This window comes from Cellulomonas hominis (assembly GCF_005239125.1).
Classification (GTDB): Bacteria; Actinomycetota; Actinomycetes; order Actinomycetales; family Cellulomonadaceae; genus Cellulomonas; species Cellulomonas hominis_A.
The window spans coordinates 1-2,593 of the sequence record NZ_SZYE01000303.1 but is presented as its reverse complement, the minus strand read 5'-3'; the positions used below and the strand labels follow the sequence as shown (position 1 = coordinate 2,593).

Sequence of the window (2,593 nt, the reverse complement as noted above, 5' to 3'; positions counted from 1 at the left end):
GGTGGGACGTGACCTTCATGTTCCTGATCGGCTGCTGCGTGGCCACGATCGCGCTGCTGGTCGTGGTGAACCGCGACGAGAAGCGCCTGCTGGCGAGCCACGCCACGCGGTCGGACGCGCGACCGGCCCGGTCGGGCCGGTGGCGACGGCGGTCGCCGGTCCGCTCGCGGTCAGGCCGCGGCGGTACAGCGACAGGCGACGGCCCGCGCGGCGGCGCACATCGAGGGGCGGCAGGTGGTCGTGGCGTGCTCGCGCATCGTGCTGCCTCCTCCTCGGGCGTCTGCGGCGGACCTGGAGCGGTCCGCGATGGCGGCGAACCTAACCGGTCGTCTCGCTCAATGGAACACCGCGTCCGACATGTGAGACGCGGTGTCCGGGCGGAGGCGCGCCGCGGCCGCCCACGGCGGCCGACGGGCCCGCCCGGGCGCCCGGCGCGGCCCGCCCCGGGTGGCCCCGGGCGGGGTCCCGGGATGTCGGCCGTCCCCTCTAGAGTTCTGGGGTGACGACAGCCCTGTACCGCCGCTACCGGCCCGAGACCTTCGCGGAGGTCGTCGGCCAGGACCACGTCACCGCGCCGCTGAGGCAGGCGCTGCGCTCGGGGCAGACGAACCACGCCTACCTGTTCTCCGGCCCCCGCGGCTGCGGCAAGACGACCTCGGCCCGCATCCTCGCCCGCTGCCTGAACTGCGCCCAGGGGCCGACCGACACCCCCTGCGGCGTCTGCGAGTCCTGCGTCGAGCTCGCCCGCGGCGGCCCCGGCAGCCTCGACGTGGTGGAGATCGACGCGGCCAGCCACGGCGGCGTCGACGACGCCCGCGACCTGCGCGAGCGCGCCACGTTCGCGCCCGCGCGCGACCGGTACAAGGTGTTCATCCTCGACGAGGCGCACATGGTCTCGCCGCAGGGCTTCAACGCGCTGCTCAAGATCGTCGAGGAGCCGCCGGAGCACGTGAAGTTCATCTTCGCGACGACGGAGCCCGACAAGGTCATCGGCACCATCCGGTCCCGCACCCACCACTACCCGTTCCGGCTCGTCCCGCCGGACGTGATGGTCGGCTACCTGGACCAGCTCTGCACCGCCGAGGGCGTGCGCGTCGGCTCCGGCGTGCTGCCGCTCGTCGTGCGTGCGGGCGGCGGGTCCGTCCGCGACTCGCTGTCCGTCCTCGACCAGCTCATCGCCGGCTCGGGGCCCGAGGGGCTCGGGTACGAGGACGCGGTCGCGCTGCTCGGGTACACCCACGCCTCGCTGCTGGACGACCTGGTCGACGCGATCTCGGCCCGTGACGGCGCCAGCGCGTTCCGGGTGGTCGAGCGCGTGATCTCCACCGGGCACGAGCCCCGGCGGTTCGTGGAGGACCTCCTCGAGCGGCTGCGGGACCTCATCGTGCTCGCGGCCTCCGGCGACGCGGCCGCCGCCGTGCTCCGTGACGTCCCGGGCGACCAGATGACGCGGATGCAGCAGCAGGCCACGTACCTCGGGGCGGCCGAGCTGTCCCGTTCGGCCGACCTCGTCAACGCCGCGCTGTCCGAGATGACCGGCGCCACGTCGCCCCGGCTGCACCTCGAGCTGCTCATGGCCCGGCTGCTGCTGCCGGCGTTGGACGACTCCGCCGCCGGGCTCGGGGCCCGGGTCGACCGGCTCGAGCGCGAGGGCGTGCGCGTCGCGTCCGGGCCGGCCACCGCGGGAACCGCCGCCGGAGGGGCGTCGACCGCCCCGGCGTTCGCGCCCGCGGCGCCCGTCGAGCGGGTCGCCGTGGTGACCCCGCCGCCGAGCCCCGCGCCCGAGGTGCGCGAGGCGGGCGAGGCGCTCCGCGCGGCCGCCGATGCGGTGCCCGCCGACACACCTGCGCCCTCCGTCGACGCGGGTGGCCGGGACGGCGGCCCCGGCGAGCCGCGGGCCGTCGGTGCCGCGGCTGCCGGATCCACGGCGACCGACGACCGCGGTGCCGCCGATGATCGGGGTGCCGCCGATGAGCGTGGTGCTGGCGACCAGCGCGGCGCTGCCGACGAGCGTGGCGCTGCCGGTGAGCGCGGTGCTGCCGACGAGCGTGGTGTCGCCGACGAGCGTGGTGGTGCGGATGAGCGCGACGCTGCCGACGAGCGCGGTGTCGCCGACGAGCGCGGTCCTGCCGGGGAACCGGCGCGTGCGGTGCCGCCCGCCGCACCGGCCGCCGACGCGCCCATGCCGCACGACGTCCCGACGGCCGAGCCGGTCGCGCCCGTCGAGCGTCCGGCCGGTGCACCCGGCGGCGGCGACACGGAGATGCTGCGCCGCCGCTGGCCCGAGGTCCTGGAGACGCTCGGCCGGCTCAAGAAGACCACCTGGGTGCTGATCAGCCAGAACGCGCAGGTCGTCGAGCTCGACGCCACCACCCTCAAGCTCGGCTTCGGGGCGCCCGGTCTGGCGTCGGCGTTCCGGGCCGGCGCGCACGCCGACCTCGTCCAGCAGGCGGTGCGCGAGACGCTGGGCTTCAGCGTCAAGGTCGAGCCCGTGCTCTCGGCAGGCGGCGGTGGCGCCGCGGGCCGGCCCGGGTCGGGCCCCGCCTCGGGTCCCGCCCCCGCGACGCGCGGGGGTGCGCCGTCGGCCGCCGAG

1 protein-coding gene is annotated in these 2,593 nt (G+C 76.6%); it reads left to right on the top strand.

The window, feature by feature from the left end:
- Positions 1 to 499: 499 nt before the first annotated feature.
- A partial coding sequence (locus FA014_RS19145) for a DNA polymerase III subunit gamma and tau (protein ID WP_154731197.1) occupies positions 500 to 2,593 on the top strand: 2,094 nt, incomplete at its 3' end.